At 63.4% G+C, this 24,006-nt stretch carries 26 protein-coding genes and 1 tRNA gene; 10 read left to right on the forward strand and 17 right to left on the reverse strand.

All coding sequences use genetic code 11. The features are described 5' to 3' along the window. Window positions 1-30: 30 nt before the first annotated feature. Complete coding sequence (gene coaA / locus RO009_08675; protein ID MDT3685103.1) at window positions 31-984, reverse strand: type I pantothenate kinase; 954 nt, start codon at window positions 982-984, stop codon at window positions 31-33. A 12-nt stretch (window positions 985-996) separates the two neighbouring features. Further along, window positions 997-1,329, reverse strand: a complete 333-nt coding sequence (locus RO009_08680; GenBank protein ID MDT3685104.1) for a phosphoribosyl-ATP diphosphatase — start codon at window positions 1,327-1,329, stop codon at window positions 997-999. A 722-nt stretch (window positions 1,330-2,051) separates the two neighbouring features. On the opposite strand from RO009_08680, the gene RO009_08685 reads away from it, so the two are divergent. Continuing rightward, on the forward strand, window positions 2,052-2,693 hold the full coding sequence (locus RO009_08685; protein MDT3685105.1) for a LysE family translocator: 642 nt from the start codon (window positions 2,052-2,054) through the stop codon (window positions 2,691-2,693). A 250-nt stretch (window positions 2,694-2,943) separates the two neighbouring features. Here RO009_08685 and RO009_08690 read toward each other — a convergent pair whose 3' ends face one another. From RO009_08690 to RO009_08700, 3 genes are all read right to left on the reverse strand, one after another. Further along, on the reverse strand, window positions 2,944-3,396 hold the full coding sequence (locus RO009_08690) for a hypothetical protein (GenBank protein MDT3685106.1): 453 nt from the start codon (window positions 3,394-3,396) through the stop codon (window positions 2,944-2,946). A gap of 153 nt (window positions 3,397-3,549) precedes the next feature. Next, window positions 3,550-4,767, reverse strand: a complete 1,218-nt coding sequence (gene rlmN, locus RO009_08695; protein ID MDT3685107.1) for a 23S rRNA (adenine(2503)-C(2))-methyltransferase RlmN — start codon at window positions 4,765-4,767, stop codon at window positions 3,550-3,552. 196 nt (window positions 4,768-4,963) lie between these two features. After that, on the reverse strand, window positions 4,964-5,437 hold the full coding sequence (locus RO009_08700; protein ID MDT3685108.1) for an invasion associated locus B family protein: 474 nt from the start codon (window positions 5,435-5,437) through the stop codon (window positions 4,964-4,966). A 220-nt stretch (window positions 5,438-5,657) separates the two neighbouring features. Here RO009_08700 and RO009_08705 point away from each other — a divergent pair, with 220 nt between their 5' ends. Beyond that, a complete protein-coding gene (locus RO009_08705; protein ID MDT3685109.1) occupies window positions 5,658-6,632 on the forward strand; it encodes an NADPH:quinone oxidoreductase family protein in 975 nt (324 codons plus the stop codon). 123 nt (window positions 6,633-6,755) lie between these two features. Beyond that, the gene (locus tag RO009_08710; protein ID MDT3685110.1) at window positions 6,756-7,508 is read left to right on the forward strand and encodes a sulfite exporter TauE/SafE family protein; all 753 of its coding nucleotides are present in this window, start codon (window positions 6,756-6,758) and stop codon (window positions 7,506-7,508) included. A 3-nt stretch (window positions 7,509-7,511) separates the two neighbouring features. Here RO009_08710 and RO009_08715 read toward each other — a convergent pair whose 3' ends face one another. Continuing rightward, window positions 7,512-7,880 carry a YkvA family protein gene (locus tag RO009_08715; protein MDT3685111.1) on the reverse strand — a complete coding sequence of 123 codons (369 nt, stop codon included), beginning with the start codon at window positions 7,878-7,880 and terminating at the stop codon, window positions 7,512-7,514. Between the two features lie 147 nt (window positions 7,881-8,027). Here RO009_08715 and RO009_08720 point away from each other — a divergent pair, with 147 nt between their 5' ends. Next, the gene (locus tag RO009_08720; protein MDT3685112.1) at window positions 8,028-9,005 is read left to right on the forward strand and encodes a tripartite tricarboxylate transporter substrate binding protein; all 978 of its coding nucleotides are present in this window, start codon (window positions 8,028-8,030) and stop codon (window positions 9,003-9,005) included. Window positions 9,006-9,065: 60 nt separating this feature from the next. On the opposite strand, the gene RO009_08725 is transcribed toward RO009_08720, so the two are convergent. The 3 genes from RO009_08725 to RO009_08735 are packed head-to-tail and all read right to left on the reverse strand — an operon-like array spanning window position 9,066 to window position 10,981. Continuing rightward, window positions 9,066-9,884: an alpha/beta hydrolase gene (locus RO009_08725; protein ID MDT3685113.1), complete on the reverse strand. Its 819-nt coding sequence runs from the start codon at window positions 9,882-9,884 to the stop codon at window positions 9,066-9,068. Further along, entirely contained in the window at window positions 9,884-10,672 is a 789-nt protein-coding gene (locus tag RO009_08730; GenBank protein ID MDT3685114.1) for an SDR family oxidoreductase, read from the reverse strand. The genes RO009_08725 and RO009_08730 overlap by 1 nt, the downstream gene beginning before the upstream one ends. A 6-nt stretch (window positions 10,673-10,678) precedes the next feature. Continuing rightward, window positions 10,679-10,981: a 4a-hydroxytetrahydrobiopterin dehydratase gene (locus RO009_08735; GenBank protein ID MDT3685115.1), complete on the reverse strand. Its 303-nt coding sequence runs from the start codon at window positions 10,979-10,981 to the stop codon at window positions 10,679-10,681. Window positions 10,982-11,089: 108 nt separating this feature from the next. Here RO009_08735 and RO009_08740 point away from each other — a divergent pair, with 108 nt between their 5' ends. Continuing rightward, window positions 11,090-12,202, forward strand: coding sequence for a site-2 protease family protein (locus tag RO009_08740; GenBank protein ID MDT3685116.1), 1,113 nt, complete (start codon window positions 11,090-11,092; stop codon window positions 12,200-12,202). A gap of 275 nt (window positions 12,203-12,477) precedes the next feature. Continuing rightward, window positions 12,478-14,304 carry a translational GTPase TypA gene (typA, locus tag RO009_08745; GenBank protein ID MDT3685117.1) on the forward strand — a complete coding sequence of 609 codons (1,827 nt, stop codon included), beginning with the start codon at window positions 12,478-12,480 and terminating at the stop codon, window positions 14,302-14,304. A gap of 6 nt (window positions 14,305-14,310) precedes the next feature. Here typA and RO009_08750 read toward each other — a convergent pair whose 3' ends face one another. Together RO009_08750 and RO009_08755 are read right to left on the reverse strand one after the other, a co-directional pair. After that, entirely contained in the window at window positions 14,311-16,047 is a 1,737-nt protein-coding gene (locus RO009_08750) for a hypothetical protein (GenBank protein ID MDT3685118.1), read from the reverse strand. Window positions 16,048-16,147: 100 nt separating this feature from the next. Beyond that, window positions 16,148-17,047, reverse strand: coding sequence for an alpha/beta fold hydrolase (locus RO009_08755; GenBank protein MDT3685119.1), 900 nt, complete (start codon window positions 17,045-17,047; stop codon window positions 16,148-16,150). Window positions 17,048-17,173: 126 nt separating this feature from the next. On the opposite strand from RO009_08755, the gene RO009_08760 reads away from it, so the two are divergent. Continuing rightward, complete coding sequence (locus RO009_08760; GenBank protein MDT3685120.1) at window positions 17,174-17,683, forward strand: GNAT family N-acetyltransferase; 510 nt, start codon at window positions 17,174-17,176, stop codon at window positions 17,681-17,683. A gap of 106 nt (window positions 17,684-17,789) precedes the next feature. Here the strand turns inward: RO009_08760 and RO009_08765 are convergent, their stop codons facing one another. The 4 genes from RO009_08765 to RO009_08780 all read right to left on the reverse strand — a co-directional run bounded on the left by RO009_08765 (window position 17,790) and on the right by RO009_08780 (window position 20,027). Continuing rightward, window positions 17,790-18,389, reverse strand: a complete 600-nt coding sequence (locus tag RO009_08765; protein MDT3685121.1) for a hypothetical protein — start codon at window positions 18,387-18,389, stop codon at window positions 17,790-17,792. A 31-nt stretch (window positions 18,390-18,420) separates the two neighbouring features. Further along, on the reverse strand, window positions 18,421-19,308 hold the full coding sequence (folD, locus tag RO009_08770) for a bifunctional methylenetetrahydrofolate dehydrogenase/methenyltetrahydrofolate cyclohydrolase FolD (protein ID MDT3685122.1): 888 nt from the start codon (window positions 19,306-19,308) through the stop codon (window positions 18,421-18,423). A gap of 98 nt (window positions 19,309-19,406) precedes the next feature. Beyond that, window positions 19,407-19,727: a DUF167 family protein gene (locus RO009_08775; GenBank protein ID MDT3685123.1), complete on the reverse strand. Its 321-nt coding sequence runs from the start codon at window positions 19,725-19,727 to the stop codon at window positions 19,407-19,409. 9 nt (window positions 19,728-19,736) lie between these two features. Further along, on the reverse strand, window positions 19,737-20,027 hold the full coding sequence (locus tag RO009_08780; GenBank protein ID MDT3685124.1) for a YggT family protein: 291 nt from the start codon (window positions 20,025-20,027) through the stop codon (window positions 19,737-19,739). 241 nt (window positions 20,028-20,268) lie between these two features. Here RO009_08780 and RO009_08785 point away from each other — a divergent pair. The 3 genes from RO009_08785 (at window position 20,269) to RO009_08795 (ending at window position 22,189) form a co-directional block, all read left to right on the forward strand. Next, window positions 20,269-20,344 (forward strand) — tRNA-Ala (locus RO009_08785). Window positions 20,345-20,514: 170 nt separating this feature from the next. Next, on the forward strand, window positions 20,515-21,864 hold the full coding sequence (locus RO009_08790; GenBank protein ID MDT3685125.1) for an MFS transporter: 1,350 nt from the start codon (window positions 20,515-20,517) through the stop codon (window positions 21,862-21,864). Further along, the gene (locus RO009_08795; GenBank protein MDT3685126.1) at window positions 21,788-22,189 is read left to right on the forward strand and encodes a Rid family hydrolase; all 402 of its coding nucleotides are present in this window, start codon (window positions 21,788-21,790) and stop codon (window positions 22,187-22,189) included. Before RO009_08790 ends, RO009_08795 begins: the two co-directional genes overlap by 77 nt. A 170-nt stretch (window positions 22,190-22,359) precedes the next feature. Here RO009_08795 and RO009_08800 read toward each other — a convergent pair whose 3' ends face one another. Together RO009_08800 and RO009_08805 are read right to left on the reverse strand one after the other, a co-directional pair. After that, on the reverse strand, window positions 22,360-23,103 hold the full coding sequence (locus RO009_08800) for a glutamine amidotransferase (GenBank protein ID MDT3685127.1): 744 nt from the start codon (window positions 23,101-23,103) through the stop codon (window positions 22,360-22,362). A 99-nt stretch (window positions 23,104-23,202) separates the two neighbouring features. Then, on the reverse strand, window positions 23,203-23,988 hold the full coding sequence (locus tag RO009_08805; protein MDT3685128.1) for an SDR family oxidoreductase: 786 nt from the start codon (window positions 23,986-23,988) through the stop codon (window positions 23,203-23,205). Window positions 23,989-24,006 lie beyond the last annotated feature (18 nt).

Raw genomic sequence — 24,006 nt, forward strand, 5'->3', positions numbered from 1 at the left:
CGCGTGTGACGTCGATCTCAGGATGACGAATCAGAGTTTCCGCAGCGCCACTTCCTCGACGGCGTGGCTTTCGGCTTTCTTCAGGATCAAATCGGCACGCTGACGCGTCGGCAGGATATTCTCGCGCAGATTGATCAGGTTGATACGCTCCCAGATGCCGGTTGCGGTCTCCACCGCTTCAGTGTCCGACAAGGTCGAATAGCGATGGAAATAGGACAGCGGATCGCGGAACGCGGTCATCCGCAGCGCCAGAAAACGGTCGACATACCAGCGTTTCAGCACTTCCTCGTCGGCGTCGAGATAGACCGAGAAATCGAAAAAGTCCGACACGAAGGGAATCGCCTTGCCGTCCTTTGGCGGGCGCCCGGTCTGCAGCACGTTCAGTCCTTCGACGATGAGGATGTCGGGCCGGTCGATCTCAATCCATTCATGCGGCACAACGTCATAGACGATGTGTGAATAGATCGGTGCGCGCATCGGCGTCTTGCCGGCCTTGATGCCGGACAGAAACTTGAGCAGCTCCGGCAGATCATAGCTTTCCGGAAAACCCTTCTTCTCCATCAGGTCTTCCTGCTGCAGCACCGCGTTGGGATAGAGAAAACCGTCGGTGGTGAGGAGATCGACCTTCGGCGTGTTGGGCCAGCGTGCGAGCAGGGCCTGCAGCACGCGGGCGGTGGTCGACTTGCCGACAGCGACCGAGCCGGCAACGCCGATGACATACGGCACCTTGGCATCCTCGGTGCGCAGGAATTTCTGCTGCACGCGGAACAGCCGCTGCGATTCGGCGACATACATCGAGAGAAGACGCGACAACGGCAGATAGATTTCCTCCACCTCCGCCATGTCGAGACGATCGTGCATGGAGCGCAAGGTGGCGACTTCCGACGGACGCAAGGTCATCGGCGTGTCTTCGCGCAAGCTTGCCCATTCCTGACGCGAGAAAGTCTTGTAAGGCGAGACTTCAGGCTCGATACGCTTTTCCATGCGGGGCTTCTTTCAGTCCGGCTTGCGGGAGGCTTTTTCCTGCAGCCCGGATTGCGACATGCGCTGTTCCAGTTCCGCCTCGACTTCGGCGAGCTTCACGCCGCGCGCCTGCAGCACCACCAGAAGATGGTAAAGAAGGTCGGCTGTCTCGGCGATCAACTTGCTGCGATCCTCCGCAACGGCGGCGATGACGGTTTCCGCAGCTTCCTCGCCGAGTTTCTTGGCGCAATGCGCCACGCCCTTGTCCAGCAGCTTGCGGGTGTAGGAGACATCCGCGCTGGCGCCGGCGCGCTCCTGCACGCGGGCTTCGAGATCGGAGAGCGTCGGGGTCGTCTTGGTCGTCACGATTGGAGTTCCAGTCCTTGGCCGGCGGCCTTGTAGCATGATCGAAAAGCTCGCGCCGCACTCATTCACCCCTCCACGGGAGGATAAGGACGCGCGTCATCGCCCGTATTGTTTGAGGCGCCGGGATCGCCTTCCTGCTCTTTCCCTCACTTTCAATAAGTGAGGGGGATGGCGCGCCGGGCGGCGCAACCTTCCTTTTTCAGTGTGCGATCCCGTTTCCGGAACCGCCGCGTCGTCCGACGCGCCATCGCGGCGTTTTCACTACGATGCCGGGCCGCGCTTTCGTGGGTGATCCAGTGTGGGCCCACGGCAGCCAGCTCCTGGCGGAGGCCCATCAGTGGCCTCGGGCGGAGCCCCGGCATAGCCCGAGTGCGAGCTTGCGAGGCTCGCCCGCGGGCGCCGCACCGGCCGAGGCCCGGAATTACCGGGCGCCGTCCAGAAAGGTCCTGCGGCGCATCTCCGCCGCAGCCCTTCCTTCGTCCCGCCTCCATGACGCCTCATGAGAGCGCCCCTCGGCGGACGAGGTGATATGCTTATAGTCCTATCTAGGAATATTGTCAAGGGTTTTGTTTGGCCTCGTGTCCCGGGCGAGCGAAACAAAACACGGGCCCCAAAAGCGAAGCATGGCCGCGCAGGTGATTGTGGCCCGGCTGGCGGGCTGGGCGTCGCGGGATAGGAGCCTGTGTTTGCCACCACCCAAACGACCCTGCTATCTCCCCCGCATGCCCTTCCTGCCCGCGCCCGACATCCTCCTCGCCTTCACCGCCGCCTCGGTGCTGCTGATCCTCACGCCGGGGCCGGACATGACCTTCTTTCTCGGGCAGACGCTGACCGCGGGACGCGCGCGCGGTTTCGCCGCCTTGTTCGGCGCCATGACCGGCCTGTGCGTGCATTCAATGCTCGCGGCGTTCGGTCTGTCGGCGTTGCTGGTGGCGTCGGCGGAGGCCTTCGCGATTCTGAAAATCGTCGGCGTCGCCTATCTGCTCTGGCTGGCGCTGCAGGCGATCCGCCAAGGCACAGCGCTGACGCTCGCGCAAGGCGCTGCGAAACCGCAATCACTGCGGCGCGTCTTCCTGACCGGCGCCGGCATCAACCTGCTCAATCCGAAGATCGTGATGTTCTTCCTGACCTTCCTGCCGCAATTCGTCTCGGCGTCGGATCCGCAAGCGAGTGGCACGCTCTTCTTCCTGGGACTGTATTTCATCGTGCTGTGCCTTCCGATCTGCATCCCCATGATCCTGATGGCCAACCGCTTCACGGGCGCGCTGCGGCGCTCGCCGCGCATCATGCGCGCCTTCGACTGGCTGTTCGCCGGATTGATGGGTGCGTTCGCGGTGCGGCTGCTGCTGGCGCGCAGTTCGTAGGGTGGGTTAGGCGCGCAAGCGCCGTAACCCGCCATAGCTGGGTGCGGCCGGTGGGTTACGCGCCTTCGGCGCTAACCCACCCTACGTGCTGGCATTTGTAGCCCGCATGGAGTGAAACGGAATGCGGGGGACGGCACCCGGATTACGCTTCGCTTCTACGCTAGTTGCTGTCATTGCCGGACCTGATCCGGCAATCCATTCGTTTTTTGAAAAGATGGATGCGCGGATCAAGTCCGCGCATGACGAAACCTCACATATCCCCGACCGGCGCCTTCCACTTTCCGGCGCTGCGGCCGGCGATCAGCCAATAGACAAAGCCGCCGATAATGCCGGAGGCGGCGACCAACTGCAGCCCGAAGGCGACCGGCGGCATGTCGGTCGTCTCCTCGATCTGCACCGACATGTTGGTCCCGAACCAGGCGATGAGCCCAATCGCGGCGCCGCCGAGCGCGTAATAGAAGATCGATCGGATGTCGAAGGCTTCGGCAATTGCGATCAGCGCCAGCGCGGGGAGGAAGGCGTAAGCCCCGACCATGCTGGTGGTGAAGAAGCCGACGAAGAAGAAGGCGAAATGCTCGACCGGATCGGTGGTAACCGTCACCCAGTCGGGCACCATGACGCCGATCGCGAGCGCAAGACCCGCGGCAAGGATGGAGATCAGCAGGGCGAAGAGAATGACAATGAGGCGGAAGAAAAGGGACATGTTTTCAAACCAGTCGTTCCGGCCGAGCCAAAGCGAGAGTCGGAACCCATAATCACAGAGATTCGAACTTCGGCAAGGCCGGTGTTTCCGGTTTTAGCCGGCTTGTGAAATGCAAAATCCGATCTCGAGTGAAGCTCGGGGGCGACCGGTAAATCAGTCCGTCATCGCCATGGCGCGCAGCGTCATGCGTTCGCGTGCCGAGAGCTTTTCGGTAGCGCTCTTCAATTGCCCGCAGGCGGCAAGGATGTCGCGCCCGCGCGGGGTGCGCACCGGCGAGGCATAGCCGGCGTTGAAAACTACTTCGGAAAATTTCTCGATCTGCTCCCAGTCCGAGCACTCATACTTCGTACCCGGCCAGGGATTGAAGGGAATGAGATTGATCTTGGCCGGAATGCCTTTCAGCAAGCGCACCAGCTCCTTCGCGTCGGCGAGCGAGTCGTTGACACCTTTCAGCATCACGTATTCGAAGGTGATGCGGCGCGCATTCGACACGCCGGGATAGTTGCGGCAGGCGTCGAGCAATTCGGCGATCGGATACTTGCGGTTGAGCGGCACCAGCTCGTTGCGCAGATCGTCGCGCACCGCATGCAGCGAGATCGCCAGCATGCAGCCGATCTCCTCGCCGGTGCGCGCGATGTTCGGCACAACGCCGGAGGTGGAGAGCGTGATACGCCGGCGCGACAGCGACAGGCCTTCGCCGTCGCTCGCGACCAGCAGCGCATCGCGCACCGCCTCGAAATTGTAGAGCGGCTCGCCCATGCCCATCATCACGATGTTGGAGACGAAACGCTCGCCCTCGGTCGGCAGGCCGGGACCCTTCGCGTGCTCCTGCCCGAGAAAATCGCCGAGCCGGTCGCGCGCCACCATGATCTGGCCGACGATCTCGCCGGGCGTGAGATTGCGCACGAGGCGTTGCGTGCCAGTGTGGCAGAAGGAGCAATTCAGCGTGCAGCCGACCTGGCTGGAAACGCAGAGCGTGCCGCGATCGTTCTCCGGAATGTAGACGCATTCGACTTCGTGCGGGCGCTCACCCTGTGTGCCGGACGGCAGACGCAGCAGCCATTTGCGGGTGCCGTCGTTCGACACCTGCTCGGCGACGATCTCCGGACGCTCGAGCGTGAAATGATTTGCGAGCTCGGCGCGCAGGTCTTTCGACACCGACGTCATGTCGGTAAAGTCGCGAACGCCGCGTACATAGAGCCAGTGCCAGATCTGCTGCGCGCGCATCTTCTGCGCGCGCTCAGGCACGCCGATGCCGCCGAGCATCGCGGCAAGCTCGGCGCGCGAGGCGCCGACAAGCGAGGGCTTGTCCGGGGCGACGTATCGCTCCAGCGGGGTTTTTTCGAGCAGAGTCGTGGTTTCGGCGGTCATTGATGTCGTCAGGAATTGGCGCGGCTCTTAGCACAAATGGGGTTCGCCGCGCCAAATATCACGGGTCGTTCCGGCCGAGCGAAAGCGAGAGCCGGAACCCATAATCACCGGACGTGCGATTACGGAAATACTGGGATTATGGGTCCCGGCTCGCGCGCTGCTTCGCAGCGCTTGGCCGGGACGACGCCAATGTGAATTACCGGCATTCCTGCGCGGTGCGGTCGAGCGCCTGGGAAATGCCCTTCAGCGAGAAGGTATCGGTCGTCTTGGTGCCGCGGGTGGATTCGCCCTTGACGGTGACGTCGGAGCCCTTGCGCAGAGCCTCGACCAGCCGCGCCTCTTCCGCCGCGTTCTTCACCCAGGCGCCGTCATTCTGCGTGTACATGGCAAAGGTGGCGCCGCCGACCTCGACGCTGGCGTCGGCGTTCGGCTTCAGCGGATAGCCGATGATGACCGACACCTCTTCCTTCACCTTCTCGGCCGGGCGCGTGGACACGAACAGCCAAGCCGGATCGCGCGGGCGATTCGGCGGATTGGTGGCGGACGAGGTGGGCTTGGCGAGCGCGAAGCACACCTTCTTGCCGCCGGGCGAAGCCGTATAGGCGCCCCAGTCGCCATACTGGCCGAGCAACGTCGCGCCCGACGTGGGCGAGGCCTGGCCATAAGCCATGGTCGCCGCCACCGAGACGGCGGTCATCGTCCCACCAAACCCACCCAGTACCGGAATTTTCCGCAAGAATGTCATGCCCGCACCTTTTCGTTCCGGCGTGCGCCGAAGCGGCCCCGGTTCGCGAATAATAAGCCAAAATTGGCAATGTGAAGGCGATTTCCACTACAGATTGCCGCAGGCCGCATCCGTGATAGGAGACGCGCGGAAGGAAAGGCCTGCAATGAAAGCCATTCTCTGCACCAAGCCGGGCGGCCCGGACGACCTGCAACTCACAGATATTCCCGATCCCGTGGCCGGGCCCGGCGAAGCCGTGGTCAGGGTTGCCGCCGCCGGCCTGAATTTTTTCGATACCCTGATCATCGCCGACAGATATCAGGTGAAACCACCGCGCCCGTTTTCGCCGGCAGCGGAATTTGCCGGCACGATCGAGAGCCTGGGCGCCGGCGTGAGCGGCTTTTCCATAGGCGAGCGCGTGATGGGATACACGCGCTATGGCGCGGCGCGCGAACGCGTCGCCGTGAGCGTGAACAAGCTGGTGCACATTCCCGACGCGCTCGATTTTGATCATGCCGCCGGACTGAGCGTGATCTATGGCACGACCTATTACGCGCTGCATGACCGCGGGCGATTGAAAAGCGGCGAGACGCTGGCGGTGCTCGGCGCCGCCGGCGGCACCGGGCTTGCGGCGGTGGAGATCGGCAAGCTGATGGACGCGCGTGTGATCGCCTGCGCCTCCAGCGATGAGAAATGCGCCTTCGCGCACAAGCACGGCGCCGACGAGACCATCAATTATACGGCGCAGGATTTGAAGGCTGAATTGAAGCGGCTGGGCGGCGCACGCGGCATCGACGTGATCTACGATCCGATCGGCGGCGCTTATTCGGAAAACGCGCTGCGCGCGCTCGGCTGGGAAGGCCGCTTTCTGGTGATCGGATTTGCGGCGGGCGAGATACCACGAATTCCGCTCAATCTCGCGCTCTTGAAAAGCTGCGACATTGTCGGCGTCGCCTGGGGCAATTTTACCGAACGCTTTCCAGAGCAGAATGCGAAGAACATGCAGCAGGTTGTGCGCTGGGCGAGCGAGGGAAAGCTATCGATGCATGTGCACGCGGTCTATCCGCTCGCCGACACGTCACGCGCCTTGCAGGACATCGCCGCGCGCAAGGTGATGGGCAAGGCGATCATCCGGCCATAAAACATGCCACCTTCGCCACAAACTCCGTTCATTCCCGCGCAAGCGGGAATCCAGCGTTGCTTGACTCCGGGTCCCCGCTTCCGCGGGGACGAACGGAGGAAATACATGAAAGCGAGCTGAGGCGTGGAGCCCCTCTATCTGGTCATCGCCGTGGGCGCGGTGGTCGCCGGCTTCGTGCAGGGCCTGTCGGGCTTCGCCTTTTCGCTGACGGCCCTAGCCATCTGGGCCTGGGCGGTGGAGCCGCATCTTGCAGCCGTGCTCGCGGTGTTCGGCGCGCTGACAGGACAGATCGTCGGGGTGTTGTCGGTGCGCAGAGGCTTCGATCTCAAGCTGCTGCTGCCCTTCCTGCTCGGCGGCATTGCCGGCATTCCGATCGGCCTCTGGCTGCTGCCGCTACTCGACGCCAACCTGTTCAAGGCAATGCTGGGGCTGCTGCTCGTGGTGTGGTGCCCGATCATGCTGGCGGCGCCGCAATTGCCGAGCATCACTTTCGGCGGACGCATCGCGGATGGTTTTGTCGGATTGATCGGCGGCATCATGAGCAGCATCGGCGGGCTCGCCGGCGCGGTGCCGACCCTGTGGTGCAGCCTGCGCGGACTGAAGAAGGATGCCCAGCGCGCGGTGATCCAGAATTTCAATCTCAGCATCCTGGCGATGACGATGCTGACTTATGTCGCGACCGGCGTCATCACCCGCGACATGCTGCCGGCCTTCGCCATCGTCGCGCCGGCGATGCTGATACCGACCTTCCTCGGCACGCGGCTCTATATCGGAATAAGCGAAGCGACGTTTCGGATCATCGTGCTCGGCCTGCTCACTCTGGCCGGCATCGCGCTGCTCTTGTCCTCGCTGCCGCATCTCCTCGGCAGGATGTGACAATCAATCCTGGGACAATCTCTGCCGCGCCGCCTCGCGATGCTCGGGGCGGATGGAATCGATGACGAGCTTCATCGCGGCGGCAAGCATTGCCGCGTCGTCGGCGAAACCGAGCGCCGGCAGAAGGTCGGGCATGCCATCGAACGGGATGACGAAATAGGCGAGCGCGCCAAGCAGCACGGCGCGCACCTGCAGCGGCGTCTCCCGGTCGAAGGCGCAGTAATAGGCGGCGAGCAGATCCTCGGCGAAAGGCAGTTTGCCGGCGTGGCGCGTCAGCTTGCGCCAGAAGCCCGCGCGCACGACGCGCTCGTCCCCGGCTGCGTCCTGCGCGGCCCTGGCATCTTCGCCGAAATTCGCCCGTCCTGCCCACATGGCCCTTACCTCCACTCGACAGTCCAAGACCGCTAGATGGCCCCGGCAAGCCCGCCGCGCAAGCTTTATGACGCAGTTGACGGGCGGCCGGCCTACGGTGAACCTCCCCTGCAACAAGACTTTCGCAACAAACCGAGGAAACATCCGATGTCATCATTCTGCCGCCGCGCCTTTCTGGCCGCCTGTGTGTCTGTAGTCGCCTTTGCCGGCACCGCGGCGGCGCAGGATTTCCCGTCCCGCCCCGTGAAGATCGTGGTGCCGTATCCGGCGGGAGGTTCCAACGACATCATCGCCCGTATCATGGCGCAGAAGCTCTCGGAGCGGATGGGGCAGCAATTCTTCGTGGAGAATCGTGGCGGCGCCGGCGGCAATATCGGTGCCGAAGCTGTCGCGAGTTCCGACCCGGATGGCTATACGCTGCTGCTCGCCGCGCCGGGACCGCTGACCTCGAATGCCTCCCTGTACAAGAACCTGCCCTTCGATCCGGCCAAGGCGTTTGCACCGGTGGCGCTGATCGCGTCGGTGCCGATTGTGCTGATGGTGCATCCGACGATCGAAGCGAAGAACGTGAAAGATCTGATCGCGCTGGCGAAGGCGAAGCCCGGCACGCTGAATTTCGGTTCCTCGGGCATCGGTTCGACCAACCACCTTGCCGGCGAATTGCTCAAGAGTATGACCGGCATCAACATCGTGCACGTGCCCTACAAGGGCGCGGCGCCCGCGATGAACGATCTGGTCGCCGGGCACATCCCGATGATGTTCGACAACATGCCGGCGGTGCTGCCGCAGGTCGCGGGCAAGCGCGTGAACGCGATTGCCGTTGCAGGCGCGCAGCGCGCCAAGGCGATGCCCGACGTGCCGACCGTGGCGGAATCCGGCGTCCCGGGTTTTGATGCAGCCGCGTGGTTCGGACTTGTTGCGCCGGCCAAGACGCCGCCTGCGGTGCTGAAGAAGCTTGAAGGCGAGGTCGCCGCCGTTCTGAAAATGCCGGATGTGCAGAAGCGCTTCACCGAGCTTGGCGCCGAGCCGGGCGACGTAACAGGCGCCGCGTTCGGCAAATTCCTCGCCGACGAGATGACGAAATGGACGAAGGTGATCCAGGCGTCAGGGGCGAAAGTGCAGTAACACTGCGCCTTGTTCTGCGCCCTCTACCCAGGCAGAGGGCGCAGACGCAAGCGTCGCGCGTCAGGGCTTGATCCGATCAAAGAACGCGCGCACCAGCGAGGCGCATTTGTCCGGATCGGTGGCGGCGACGTGATAGGAATCTCCGGGCAGCACTTCGAGTTTCGAATTCGGAATCGTCTCCTGCCATGCCTTCACGGACTCGACGCTGCCGAGTCCTGACCCCGTCGTGGTGATCACGACGGCAGGGCATTTGATGCGCGGCAATTCGGCGGTGACATCCACCGTCGGCACCATCTGCAGGAACGCTTCCAGCGTCGAGGCCTTTGTCTTCGACATAAGTTTCACCCACCACTCGATGGCCGCCGGCGGCAATGACGTACCGAGCCGCCCGGTCGTGGTTTCGCGAACCCAGCGCTCGATACCTTCTTCGCGAATCTGTTTGCGCCAGGCCGGGGCACGGTCCACGAAAGACGTGAGCGAAGCCGGCGCGCCGACCGCCGCCAGCGCGACAACGCGCTCCGGATACGTCGCCGCGATATGCATCGCCAGCGTGCCGCCGATCTTGCCGCCGATCAGCAGCACGCGCTCAAGCTTCAAGGCATCGAGCAGCCGGATGATATCTTCGCCGAGCCGCGCGAAGCGGTAGGTGTAGTCGCCTTGCATCGGCGTCGAATCGCCATAGCCGCGCAAATCCGGCCGCACGACGAGATGATGCGTGGCGAAATAAGGCACCCACCGCCGGAACGCCTCGCCGCTTTCAGCGAGGCCATGCAGCATCAGCACTGGAGGCTTTTCTTCCCACGGTAGAGTGTAGTCGTCGAGGCGGACCGCAAGCTCGCAGTCGTCGCTGACACGGATTTTCGAAATTTCAGTCGCCATCAGATGCAACGCGTCCCACCGCCGTCGATGTTGATACAGGTGCCTGTGATGAAGGACGCGCGCTCCGAACACAGGAACGCCACCAGCCCGGATATTTCGTCCGGTCGCCCAACCCGTCCGAGCGGCACCGATGCAATGGCCGCGGCATTCACCGCGTTCGCGTCCTTGCCGGCAATCGCCGCGCCCTGCGCGATCAGCGTGTCCCAGCGCTCGGTCTGCACCGGCCCTGGATTGACGCCGGTGACGAGAACATTGTCGGGCGCGCATTCTTCCGCGAGCGCCAGCGTGAAATTGAGCAGCGAGGCATTCACGGCGCCGCCCGCCATGTAAGCCGCGCGCGGCTGGTGTCCGCTGCGGCCGATGATGTTGACGATGCGGCCCCAGCGTCGCTCGCGCATGCCGGGCAAGACGTCGCGGGCGCAGCGCACATAGCCGAGCAGTTTCAGATTAAGCGATTTTTCCCACGTCGCATCCGAGGTTTCGGCGATGCGCCCCATCGGCGAGGCGCCGGCATTGTTGACAAGAATGTCGATTCGGCCGAGCGCCTTGCACGCCGCATCCATCGCCTTTGTCACATCGGCAATCTGCGTCATGTCGCCGACGCAGGCGACCACGCGGCGGCCGCTTTGCGTTGAAATCTCCCGCGCCGCCGCTTCCAGCCGTTCGGCATTGCGCGCCACGATGACGACATCCGCGCCTTCAGCCGCTAGTTCGGCGGCGATCGCACGTCCGATCCCGATGCTGCCGCCGGTGACGACGGCCGCCTTGCCCGTCAAATTCAATTCCATGAAATATCAGCCCGCCAATTTATCCATTGCTGTCGCGAGCGTGATGTCCTTTTCGGTCAGCCCGCCGGAGTCGTGTGTCGAAAGCGTCACTTCCACCGTCTTGTACACATTCAGCCATTCCGGATGGTGGTCAAGCTTCTCGGCCAGGAGCGCCACGCGGGTCATGAAGCCGAAAGCCTCGTTGAAATCCTTGAACACGAATTTTCGGAAAATGGCGTCGCGGTCCATCAGCTCGGTCCAGCCGGGCAGAGTGGCGAGAGCGGATTTGCGGGCGTCTCCGGCGAGTTTCTGCGGCATGGCGCACCTCACGTTTTTGGCCCGGTTGCGGGCCTCGAAAAAGAACCCGACTGATATTAGCTTGTTCCAGAAGGCAGCGTCAGGGATTGCAGAACAGGCATTACGGACAGCGAGGATTATATGGGCTGGTCATTGAATATCGGATCGATCGCAGGCACCGCGGTCCGCATCCACATCACCTTCCTGCTGTTCCTGATCTGGATCTTCGGCGCCTCCTATGCCACCGGAGGCTCCGACGCCGCCTGGCGCGGGCTGATTTTCATGATCCTGATCTTCGCCTGCGTGCTGGCGCATGAATTCGGCCATATCTTCACCGCGCGCGCGTTCGGCGTCATGACGCCTGACGTAACGCTGCTGCCCATCGGCGGCGTGGCGCGGCTTGAACGCATTCCGGAAAAGCCGGCGGAGGAATTTCTGATCGCCGTGGCCGGCCCCCTGGTCAATGTGGTCATCGCGATTGCGCTCGTGCTTTTTCTCGGCGCCGACGCGACGAACGGCTCTGCCGCGCTGGTCGACAATACGCAGACGCCGCTGGTCGACCGGCTGGCGATGGTGAATTTGTTTCTTGCCATCTTCAACATGATCCCGGCCTTTCCGATGGACGGCGGCCGCGTGCTGCGCGCACTGCTCAGCGCCAAATTCGGCTTCGTGCGCGCGACCGAGATTGCCGCCTCGATCGGACAAGGTTGTGCCTTCCTGCTCGGCTTCATCGGACTGTTCTACAATCCGATCCTGATCTTCATCGCGATCTTCGTTTATCTCGCGGCGTCCTCGGAAGCGCACATGGTGGCCCTGCGGTCGGTCGCGCGCGGCATGCCGGTCGCGGCGGCGACGATGACGCAGATCGCGACGCTGACGCCGGAAGCGCAGATCGACGACGCGGTGCAGACCCTGCTGCAGACCAGCCAGAGCGAGTTTCCCGTGATCGATCACGCGCAAAAGCCGGTGGGCCTTCTGGGCCGCAGCGATATCATCCGCGCGTTGAAGGAACTTGGCCCGGACGCACGGGTGAGTGAGGCGATGAGCACTACGCTGCCGACGGTCGATCGCCGGCGTCCGCTGGACGATGCGGTGCGCCTGCTGCAGGAAAAATCGGCGCCCGCGGTCGCCGTGGTGGAAGCCGACGGGCGGTTCCTCGGCCTGATCACCACCGAGACCATGGGCGAATTGCTGATGGTGCGGGACGCCCTGCCCAGCGGCCTGAAAGTCGGGCCTTGGGGACGGGCGGCGTAGGGGTGTGGCCTCACAAGTTGAAACCCTCCCCTGCAAGGGGAGGGTCGGATCGCCGAAGGCGATCCGACGAGGGGTCATCGTAACTCCATCCAACCCTCACCCGGCGCGCCTTCGCCCTTCGGGCTACGGCGGGCGACCTCCCCCTTTCAGGGGGAGGTAAAGACCGGCCGCATTGCCAGCGGCCCTCGCCTCCCCTATATCCCCCGCCATCGCCCACAGTGCATTCGGATCGCGGCCCGGCTTCGGCCCGCCACGGCTTTTTGGACCCTGAAAGAATGAAGCTCCGCAACGTCGCCATCATCGCTCACGTCGACCACGGCAAAACCACGCTGGTCGATCGCCTGCTGCAGCAATCCGGCGCGTTCCGCGAGAACCAGCGCGTCGCCGAACGCGCCATGGATTCCAACGATCTCGAACGCGAACGCGGCATCACCATCCTCGCCAAGGCAACTTCCGTCGTCTGGAACGACACCCGAATCAACATTGTCGACACGCCGGGCCATGCCGATTTCGGCGGCGAGGTCGAGCGCATCCTCAACATGGTGGACGGCGCGATCGTGCTGGTCGACGCCGCCGAAGGCCCGCTGCCGCAGACCAAGTTCGTGGTCGGCAAAGCGCTGAAGATGGGCCTCAAACCCATCGTCGCCATCAACAAGGTCGACCGTCCGGACGCGCGCGCCAATGAGGTTGTCAACGAGGTGTTCGATCTGTTCGCCGCGCTCGACGCCACCGACGAGCAGCTGGACTTCCCGATCCTCTACGGCTCGGCGAAGGAAGGCTGGATGGCCGAGAAAGAGGAAGGCCCGAAAGACAAGGGCATGACGCCGTTGTTCGATCTGGTGCTGCGGCATGTGCCGGAGCCGAAGATCGAGCAAGGCCCGTTCCGCATGCTCGGAACGATCATGGAATCCAACCCCTATCTCGGCCGCATCATCACCGGCCGCATCACCTCCGGATCGGTGAAGCCGAACCAGACGGTGAAGGTCCTCGACCGCGACGGCAAGGTGGTGGAAGAAGGCCGCGTGTCGAAGGTGCTCGCTTTCCGCGGACTGGAGCGTCAGCCGGTCGATGAAGTGGAGGCCGGCGACATCGTCGCCATTGCCGGCCTGCCGGAGGCAACGGTCGCGCACACGCTCTGCGCGCCTGAGGTGGAGACGCCGCTCGCGGCGCAGCCGATCGATCCGCCGACGCTGGCGATGACCTTTCGCGTCAACGATTCCCCGCTCGCCGGCACCGAAGGCAGCAAGGTGACCAGCCGCATGATCCGCGACCGCCTGCTGCGCGAAGCGGAAGGCAATGTGGCTTTGCGCGTCTCCGAATCCGACGAGAAGGATTCGATGGAAGTCGCCGGCCGCGGCGAATTGCAGCTTGGCATCCTGATCGAGACCATGCGCCGCGAAGGCTTTGAGCTGTCGGTGTCGCGTCCGAAGGTCGTGCTCCGCCGCAACGACGCCGGGGAACTCGAAGAGCCGATCGAGGAAGTCGTGATCGACGTCGACGAGGAGCATTCCGGCGTCGTGGTGCAGAAGATGTCGGAGCGCAAGGCCGACCTCCTGGAGATGAAGCCGTCCGGCGGCAATCGCCTGCGCCTCGTGTTCCATGCGCCGACGCGCGGGCTGATCGGTTATCAGGGCGAATTGCTGACAGATACCCGCGGCACCGCGATCATGAACCGGCTGTTCCATGGCTATGCGCCCTACAAGGGCGAGGTGCAGGGCCGCCGCAACGGCGTGCTGATTTCCAACGAACAGGGCGAGGCAGTTGCCTATGCCATGTGGAAGCTGGAAGACCGCGGCCCGATGATGATCGAGCCGGGCTGGAAGGTGTATCGCGGCATGATCGTCGGCGAGCACACGCGCGACAACGACCTTGAGATCAATGTCCTGAAGGGCAAGCAGCTTACCAATATCCGCACCACCTCGAAGGACGAGGCGGTGCGGCTGACGCCGCCGATCCGGATGACGCTGGAAAAGGCGCTCGCCTATATCCAGGACGACGAACTGGTCGAAGTGACGCCGAAGTCGATCCGCCTGCGCAAGAAGCTGCTCGATCCGAACGATCGCAAGCGCGAGGAGCGGCGGAAGGAAGCGGAGGCGGTCTGAGCCGCTTCAGGAAGCAAACACCGTAAGATTCTGCCGCCGGTTCGGCAGGCCCGCATCCGCAAGGTCGATCGCATCGCGCAGGGCGGCGATATGCGGGCCGTGATAGCCGCCGTCGCCGGCGACATCCCAGTAATCGCGGTGTGAAAAGAAATCCGGCTCGTTCTGGTGGTTCTTGCAGACCGGCACGTCGAACACCGCCTCGCCGAATATGTCGCCCATCGGCCCGCCAATGGCGTCGCCCCAGAACAACTGCGATTTCGGAAAATAGAGATTGGTCCAGCGCGTCAGCGCAAAGATGGCGCCGTGATGGAAGCGGCGCTCATTCGAGCGGCTGTGCACATGGGTCAGCATGCCGTCGCCGTCGATCAGGCGCGGCGGGCAAGTCGGCAGTTCGCGCTCCATCACCTTGCGCCGGAAATCGGCTTCCAGCGCTGCATCGTCGTCGCCGCGGCAGAGAAAATAATGCGCGTGCGTGAGCGGGCTGCCGAGCGTGATGAAGTCGGTGACGAGCCATGCCTGCGTTTCCCGGTTGCCATTTGCCTGGCGGTCGCTCGCGACCTTCGCCATGCGCGCGATCAGCGCGCGGCCTTTCTCGCGCAAGGCTTCTTCATTCAGCGCGCCCGCGTCGATCTCCCCGATCAGGGGTTTCAGCTCCGCGGCATCCGCCGGAAGGTGACGGAACACGCGGCCGAAATAGGCGCGCAGCATGTCATAGGCGATGACGCTGCCGAGGCTGTGCGCGACGATGACGATGCGGTCGTATTTGCCGGACTGGTGCAAAGCCTCCAGCGTCGCCACCGCCTGGCGGCGGATCTCGCGGCGCACCGCGACGTTAGACGGCGCATTGCGGAAATAGCGCGCGGCGTCGCCGAGATAGGGCTGCAGGAACGCCGCGTTGATGGAGAGATAGATCGCGATGATGATCCAGGCAGCGAAGGCGCACCATTCCGAGGTCAGCGTCCAGGGCAGCCATTCCGTGCCGCCGGTAAGCACCTGGCGCAGCAATTCGAAGCTGAACGCCATCGCATAGGCGACGGCGAAGGCGGGCAGGCCCCACCGCGCCCCCATCAGGATAACGGTGGCCATGAGCGCCACGCCGGCCGGCAGCAGATTGGTAACGAACTGCTCGGTTTGCGGCGTCAGTGTTGCGGCGGCATAGACGACGGCAAGACCAAGCGTGAATGCGCCCGCCCATTTTGCAATCCGCATCGACCCCTGCATCATGAAGCCGATACAGGTCGCCACGCCGAGGATCAGGAACATCTGGATCGGCGCGATCAGCAGCGAGGCGGGCTGATCGACGATATGCGTCGAGCGCGCCACCGCGAGCAGCAGCAGCAGCGAGATCGACTGGATGACCAGCACCATGAAGATGGCGCCGGCCCACCACAGCTCGTTCATGCCGCGGTTGAGGCGCGGCCCCTTGCGCACAAGCTCGAACAGCCAGAACAGCACGGCAACCGCGCGCGTCTCGCTCATTAGGTGCGACCAGTACAATTCGTGGAAATCCGCGCGCCGGCCATCGGTGCCTGGAATGGCGCTGGTGGTGATTACCGGAAGGTCGATGTCGGCGCCCGACCGCTCGGGATGCGCCCAGATCTTCTTCCCGGCGCCGCTTTCGGCGCCACCGAGCCAGACCGCGTCGACGAGTTCGCGGACGGTGTCGAGCGGACGCTGCAGTCCCATGCCGTGGACGACGAGGACGGCAGTCCGTTTGCGGCCGCTGGTCTTGTCTTCAGTCATGTGAAACGGCCCCACCCGGCCGGTAATGTCATGAAAACCAAATGGAAAATGGGCCGCTGGCCGAACCTGCGGCCGCGGCTGGGCAATGCCCGCTCTTTTATCACTGTCGCTTCAGACTGATCAGAAGTTCATCGACGATGCGCGACCATTGGGGCAGGCCGTCGCGCGCTCCAAACAGGCGATGGCCATCTTCGCCGAAGGCCGGAAGCAGGCGATAATCCATGTTGCCGCCCGCCTTGCGATAGGCGTCAGCGATCTGCCGCGACAGCGCGGCGGAAAAGTAGGAATCATTTTCCGTGTAGACCGACAGCACCGGAATGCGCGCCGTCGATCCGAACAGAGCCGCAGCGGAAACAAGTCTGTCAGGCGCGCAATTGTTGTTGGGCCGGTTATGCACGCGTCCGCCGCGGCCGGCGCCGAAGGTCACGATCGCCTTGACGTTCTTCGGATTGCGGCTGGCGAGCGCCAGCGCGCCCCAGCCGCCAGCGGATTGACCGACAACGACGACACTGTCGCGTTTCACGAAGGATTGCCGGGTCATGTAGACGATCGCGGCCTCGATCGAATCCGCCACCGCCAATCCGGATCTGACATAATCTGCGCGCTCGCAGGGACCGTCGCGGCCTTCGAAATACGGTCCGCCGGTTTCGCCATGGCCTGGCCGCTGCGGCACGATGACCGCATAGCCCCGCCGCACGAAAAACTCCGCGCCGACCGCGAAGGTCGGCTGCAGGAATTTCCGGCGCTGCTCGGCATTCACCACCGAGCCGTGATTGATCACCACCAGCGGAAAAGGCCCGGCGCCTTGTGGACGAAAAACCGTCGTCCGCATCAGAACGGACTTGTCCTGAGATGGGACAAGCCAGAGCTGCCTCCGGTAGCGGCCCTCTTCCGGACCCTGCGGTCCGGCCGCGGCCGGGCGGGCGCCGTCCTGCGCCGGGACAGCCGCCGCGAAAATCACGAAAAATATCCCGAACAGGCCGGCGAAGAGCCGTTTCATCGCGGGAACCCCTGAAATTTATAGCTCTTCCAGACGTGTTCATAAACCGGTGCAAAAAATCCACACCGTTAACTGATCGTTAAATACGGTCTTGAAGCGCGACTCACCGCTTGCTCTTATGACCGCATGAGTACGGTCCTTATCGAGATCCGCCGCGCCAAGCCTACCGACGCTGTCGCCGTCGCGGAGACCCACGATGAAGCCTGGCGCAATGCCTATCAGGGAATCATTCCTGGCGCGGAGCTCGAAAAGCTGATCGCGCGTCGCGGTCCGGACTGGTGGGATTCGGCGATCCGCAAAGGCAGCCGTATCGCGCTCCTGCAATTCGGCGACCTGATCGCCGGCTACGCCAATTACGGCCGCAACCGTGCGCGCAGCCTGTTCTATGACGGCGAAATCTACGAACTTTATCTGAAGCCGGAATTCCAGGGGCTGGGCTTCGGCCGCCGCCTGTTCTCCGCCGCGCGCAAGGACCTTGCGCAGAGCGGACTGAAGAGCATGGTGATCTGGGCCTTGTCCGACAACGAGCCGGCGGTGGATTTCTACAAGGCGCTCGGCGGCCGGGCGGTTGCCCGTTCGTCGGAACGCTTCGGCACCAAGGTGCTCGACAAGGTCGCCTTCGCCTGGCGGGCGTGACATTGACTCGTCATTGCCGGGCTTGACCCGGCAATCCATCAAACAAGAAATGTCTTGCGAAGGGGATGGATGCGCGGGTCAAGCCCGCGCATGACGACAGTCGAAGCTATTCTGCTTTATCCACCCCGCACTTGAACATGCGCGCCTTTTCGTCCGCGAGCTTGCGCGCAGCTTCATTGGCGCCGGGCGTGCGCGCATCGACATAACCGACGTGACAGACGCCGCCGGGATTGAGCCGCGTGACAACCAGTGTCCGGCCGGTGGACTTGCCGTCGCCGCGCTCGACATCCTCCGCAGTCATCACATTCCAGCGCAGAATGGTGGCGAAGGGCCGCGTCTTGCCGTTCGGCAGCTTTTCGATGCGCCATTCGATGGTGCCGCGATAGACGCTGTTGAAGCCGGGGAATGTCTCTTCCGCGGCCAATTCATTTCCTGCCGCCTTGGCATTGCGGCCGAAGCTGACCCGCATGCGCTGGTCGCCGGCGCTCAGAAATACAATCAGCCCGCCATAGCCGGGACAGCGCCAGGAGCCGTAATCCTCGACGTCGCGGCCGCGCGTATGCTTGCAGGTCTTGTCAGTATCGAACGTCGTGTAAACGCTCGAAATTTCCTGCGCATGCGCAAGCCCAGCGCTCAGTGCAACGGCGGCAGCGCCAACTATTCCCAAAAATGTATTGCGCGTGAGGCAATTTTTCCCCGCAGTCATTTTCATTTGTCGGAGATACATCAAGACCGGTTCAGAACACCTTCGGCTCCGACAAACCGGCTCCCGCGCAAGCGGCGCGCAATGTGTTGAGGATGACGCAAGCGATGGTCATCGGACCGACGCCCCCCGGCACCGGGGTGAGGGCGCCGGCGACTTCCTTCGCTTCGGCAAAGGCGACGTCGCCGACCAGCTTTGTCTTGCCGGCTTCGCCCGGCACGCGATTGATGCCGACATCAATGACGGTGGCGCCCTTCTTGATCCAGTCGCCGCGCACCATTTCCGGGCGGCCGACGGCGGCGAACAGCAGATCCGCGCGGCGGCAGACATCCGGCAGATCCCTGGTTTTCGAGTGCGCGACGGTGACGGTGGCATTTTCCGCCAGCAGCAGTTGCGCCAAGGGTTTGCCGACGATGTTGGAGCGGCCGATCACCACCGCGTCCATGCCGGCGAACGAGCGATGAATCTTCTTCGCCATGATCACGCAGCCGAAGGGGGTGCAGGGCACCAGCGCGCGCTGGCCGGTGGCGAGACGCCCGGCATTCACGGGATGAAAGCCGTCGACATCCTTGCCGGGATCAATGGTGTTGAGGACGAGCGTCGAATCGATCTGCTTCGGCAGCGGCAACTGCACCAGAATGCCGTGCACATTCCTGTCCGCATTCAGGCGTTCGATCAGCGCGATCAACTCGGCCTGCGATGTCGTGTCCGGCAATTTGTGATCGAAGGAACGCATGCCGGCGTCGGTGACGGCCTTGGATTTCGAGCGCACATAGACTTCGCTCGCCGGATCATTGCCGACCAGCACCACCGCAAGCCCCGGCACGATGCCGCGCTCCCTGATCAAGGCCGCCGTCGCTGCCGCGATATTAGCGCGCAGCTCCTGTGCAATCGCCTTGCCGTCGATGATGGTTGCGGTCATGCATTTCTCTCCGTCGTCATGGCCGCACTTGTTCGGACAATCCGCGCCTTTCGGTTCCTGGCCGAGACGTGGATGCCACCGCGGGCATGACGTTGTTGTTAATTCTTGCCAATCACTTTCTCAAGCTTCGCCATCAGCGTCGCCACATCGCCCTCAATCACAACACGCTTGATGCGCGAGGTTGCGCCGGCCGCCAGATTCACGCTGCGCGGCGGAACGTCAAGCGATTTGGCAAGGAGTCTGACCAGCGCCTCGTTGGCTTCGCCCTCGGTGGGCGCGACCCGTACGCGCGCTTTCAGGACGCTGCGCCCATCCGACATGGTTTCGATCCCATCGATGGAATCGCGTCCACCTTTCGGTGTCAGACGAACAGCGACAACGACGCCGGTTGCCGTCGCAGACCAAGGACGCTGGCCCACGGTGCAATATCAGAAGACGTTGGGATAGATGTAGCGGACGATCACGCTCTGAATGAAGAAGATGATCAGGATCAGGATGACCGGCGAGACATCGATGCCGCCAAGATTGGGCATGAAGTTGCGGATCGGCCGCAGCACCGGTTCGGTGATGCGATAGAGGAAATCGCCGATTACCGCGACGACCTGATTATGCGTATTCACGACGTTAAAGGCGATCAGCCAGGACAGGATCGCAGCCGCGATCAGAAGCCACACATAGATTTGCAGAACGACAAGGATGACATCGAGGAGCGCGCGCATGTGCCGATTCGCTTGTTGGTGGGACCGCCCGGAAACGCATCAAACATGTACCGGGTCGCCGTGAAAGGAACAAGTCGGCTGTCGTCATCCTGACGTGGCGGCGAAGCCACCCTTAAAGGATGACGACGAAACAGGCCGTTCCCTTCGAGGCTCGCCTCGCTCGCATCTCAGGTAACGGTACTTTTCCCCTTATCCTTGACAGTCCCACCCCTGCGGCCTAAATGGCCGGCACTCAGGGATTGGGGCCGTAGCTCAGCTGGGAGAGCGCCTCGTTCGCAATGAGGAGGTCAGGGGTTCGATTCCCCTCGGCTCCACCATCCTCCGCTCTTCGAGCTGCGGATGGCAGGCCACCCGGAGATCGCGCGAAGGGTGCCTCCATAGCTTGGCGAAGGAGGGCCGCAAAATCGGACCGCCCTCCGCTGCTTGAATGGAATTGTGACCGGATGACATCCCCGCTCCTCACGCCGTTCCGGGAGCGCCGGCCGCAATGACCACCAAACCACCTGCCGATACCCCAATAGGTCGCCACCGCCCGTTCCAGCTCTTCTGGCTGGCGCGCGTCTTTGCGACCGTGGCGCTGCAGATGCAGGTGGTTGCGGTCGGGTGGCAAATCTATGCCATGACCGACAGCGCCCTCGATCTCGGGCTTGTGGGATTGGCCCAGTTCATTCCGGCCTTCCTGCTGGTGTTGATCGCCGGGCATGTCGCCGACCGCTACGACCGCGGTGTGGTGCTGCGTCTGTGCCAGATCATCGAAGGACTTGCCGCAGCGGGCCTTGCGCTCGGCACAGCATCGGGCTGGCTGACGCGTGAATGGATTTTCTTCTTCGTGTTCATTCTCGGCGCCGCCCGCGCCTTCGAGGCGCCAACCCTGCAGGCGCTGCTGCCCGGCATCGTGCCGATGCCGCTGCTGCCCAAGGCGGTGGCCGGATCGGCCTCCGCCAATCAGGCCGCCACCATCGCCGGTCCGGCCGTCGGCGGCCTGCTCTATGCGTTCAATCCCACGCTGGTCTACGCAATCTGCTGCGCCCTGTTCATTTCGGCAAGCTTCCTGATCTCGCTGATCAATGTCGCCCGCGCCGCGCCCAAGCGCGAAAAGATCAATCTGCAGGTGCTGTTTGCCGGCATCACCTTCATTAAAAAGAAACCGGTCATCCTCGGCGCCATCTCGCTCGACATGTTCGCGGTTCTGCTGGGCGGCGCCACCGCGCTGCTGCCGATCTATGCCAAGGATATCCTGCATGTCGGCCCGCTGGGCCTGGGCCTGTTGCGCGCGGCGCCCGCGATCGGCGCATTGATGATGGCCATCGCGCTGGCCCGCTGGTCGCTGAACAGGAACGCCGGACGCAAGATGTTCGCCGCGGTGGCGATCTTCGGCGTCGCGACCATTGTCTTCGCGCTCTCGACATCTTTCCTGCTGTCCATCGCGGCGCTGGTGGTGCTCGGCGCCGCCGACATGGTGAGCGTCGTGGTGCGGCAGACGCTGGTGCAGATGCAGACGCCGGATAACATGCGCGGCCGCGTAACCGCGGTGAATACGCTGTTCGTCGGGACTTCAAATCAGCTCGGCGAATTTCGCGCCGGCACCATGGCTGAATTCACCGGCGCGCTGATCGCGGTCATTGCCGGCGGCGTCGGCACGTTGCTGATCGTCGCGCTCTGGATGAAGATGTTCCCGGCTTTGCTGAAGGTGAACGATCTCACCCGCAGCGAGACGGCAACCGAGAAACCGAAACGCCAGCGCAGAAAGGCGCCTGCCAATGTCAAATCCGAAAAGCCCGCACGTGGAAGTGCTGCGCTCGAACGCAGTGCTGACGAAGGGCCTGCCGTTTCCTGACGGCGTGCGCGTCGGCGATCTCGTGATCCTGTCGGGCCAGATCGGCATCAGGCCGGGCACGCTGGAGCTGGTGCCGGGCGGCATCGAGGCGGAGACGCGGCGAACGTTCGAGAACCTGACGCTGGCGCTGGCCGCGCATGGCCTGTCGCTTGGCGACATCGTGCGGGTGCAGGTGATGCTCGCCGACATGGGCGAATGGCAGCGTTTCAATCAGGTCTATCTGGAATTCTTCCCGGACGCGGCGCCGGCGCGCAGCGCCTTCGGCGCGACCGGACTCGCGCTCGGCGCACGGGTGGAAGTGGAAGCTTTTGCTGTGAGGCGATAGCCTTCATGCTCCGCGAAAGCGGGGCACCCAGCAATCACCGGACTTCATGAGATACTCTGGATCGTCCATCACAAAGTCGGCTATAGCCGACTTGCGCACTTTAAAAACCGATTTGAGGTAAACCCGAGGTCGGGCGCGGCGATGACGGCAAAGAGCGCTGATAGCGCTATTCAAGCGCGCCACGCGCTCAGCGTCTTCTCCTCCTGCTCGTGCGCCGCCTCGCGCACATGCCGCAGCCAGTGATCGAGAAAGGCCGACAGCCATGCCCTCATGCCATGGTCATAAACCCAGCGGTCCTCGAAATGCGCGGCGCGCTGCTTTGCGCCCGGCAATTCCATGCGGTGCGCGCCGCGCACCACCCAGCGGCACATCATCGCGTGCGTGACCTCGGGATGAAATTGCAGGCCGAAAGCGTGGTCGCCATGGCGAAAGGCCTGGCACGGGAAGGTGTCGCCCTCCGCCAGCAGGACTGAGTCCGCGGGCAGATCGAAACCTTCGCGATGCCATTGATAGACGTGGTCCGGCCACATGACGCTGATCCGGCGCCCGGCTTCAGTCGGGCGGATCGGATAATAGCCGACCTCCACATGCCCCTCGTCGTGAAAGCCGACCTTGCCGCCGAGATTGCGCGCCATCATCTGAGCGCCGAGACAGATGCCGAGCAGCGGCTTGTTTTCCTTGAGCGGTACGGACATCCAGTCGATCTCGCGCCGGATGAAGTCGTCATTGTCGTTGGCGCTTTGCGGGCCGCCAAAGACGACGGCGCCGGAATGCTGCGCCAGCGTGTCCGGCAAGGGATCGCCGATGCAAGGCTTGCGGATGTCGAGCGGGTAGCCGCGCTGGCGCAGATAATTGCCGACGCGTCCGGGCGTCGAATTTTGCTGATGCAGGACAATGAGGACCGGCGGCTTCATTGCAACGTGGCCATCAGGTGAGGCGCTGGTAGTTTTGCTGTGATTCCACGATCTTAGCAATGTCGACGGCTGCAGGCCGGCCATGAGCGGGACGCCGCATCAGAGGCGCCGGCGCTGGCGGGCATAGACACCTTCCATCACCCAGGCGCGCGGCGCAAAGCGCGCAAGAACGGCGACAACCTTGGTCAGAAAGCCGGGCACGACGACACGCTTGCCCGCCATCAGCCCGCGATAGCCGTCCTCGGCGACGCGAGCGGCGTCCATCGTCAGAAGCCCGTTCTTTTCATCATTCGCCAGCCCGGCACGCGCCTGAAATTCCGTCGGCACAGGGCCCGGGCACAAGGCAGTCACCCGCACGCCCTTGCGCTTCAGTTCGCGATGCAGGGCCTCGGTGAAGGACAATACATAGGCCTTGCTGGCGTAATAGACCGCAGAACCCGGCCCGGGCAGAAAGCCTGCCACCGATGCGACATTGAGAATGCCGCCCTTGCGCCGTGCCAGCAGCTCGATCCAGCGCAGCGAAAAATCGGTGAGCGTGCGGATATTGAGATCGATCATGTGCAACTGCTCGGTGCGGTCGCGATCCTGCGCCTTGCCGATGAGACCGAAGCCGGCATTGTTGACAACATAGTGCGGCTCAAATCCGCGCGCTCTCAATTCCGCGTCGACCTTGTCGGCCATGCCGGGCTCTTGCAGGTCAAGCGCCAGCACCAGCGGTTCCGCACCGCCCGCCGCGACAATCTCACGGGCCAGCGCGGCGAGCTTCTCGCCGCGGCGCGCGATGAGGACAAGGCGATGACCATTGCGCGCAAAGACGCGCGCGAGCTCAGCGCCGATGCCAGCGGATGCGCCGGTGAGAATGACAACGGGTTCGCGCTCAGCCATCGCCAATATGGTTGCTCA

The sequence above is a fragment of the Pseudorhodoplanes sp. genome, from assembly GCA_032027085.1.
GTDB lineage: Bacteria > Pseudomonadota > Alphaproteobacteria > Rhizobiales > Xanthobacteraceae > Pseudorhodoplanes.